Genomic DNA, 351 nt, shown 5'->3' with positions numbered 1-351 from the left:
TGGCAGACGCACTAGACTTAGGATCTAGCGCCTTTGGCGTGGGGGTTCGACTCCCTTCACCCGCACTTTTAATAAAATAACTCAAACATGTCTTGCGGAAGTAGTTCAGTGGTAGAATACAACCTTGCCAAGGTTGGGGTCGCGGGTTCGAATCCCGTCTTCCGCTCCAATTTTCAGTATGACATGCCGGGGTGGCGGAACAGGCAGACGCACAGGACTTAAAATCCTGCGGTGGGTGACCACCGTGCGGGTTCGACCCCCGCCCTCGGCACCATATGCGCCCGTAGCTCAATTGGATAGAGCGTTTGACTACGGATCAAGAGGTTAGGGGTTCGACTCCTCTCGGGCGCG

General features: G+C 55.6%; 3 tRNA genes. All 3 read left to right on the top strand.

Annotation, left to right across the window (positions count from 1 at the left end):
• The first annotated feature begins 94 nt into the window (after positions 1 to 94).
• Positions 95 to 169 (top strand) — tRNA-Gly (locus tag MR155_RS31605).
• Between the two features lie 16 nt (positions 170 to 185).
• Positions 186 to 274 (top strand) — tRNA-Leu (locus tag MR155_RS31600).
• A gap of 3 nt (positions 275 to 277) precedes the next feature.
• Positions 278 to 351 (top strand) — tRNA-Arg (locus MR155_RS31595).

The sequence above is a fragment of the Bacillus cereus group sp. BfR-BA-01331 genome, assembly GCF_022663915.1.
GTDB lineage: Bacteria > Bacillota > Bacilli > Bacillales > Bacillaceae_G > Bacillus_A > Bacillus_A mycoides.
The sequence above is the reverse complement of the archived record's forward strand: the minus strand, read 5'-3'. Positions and strand labels throughout refer to the sequence as shown.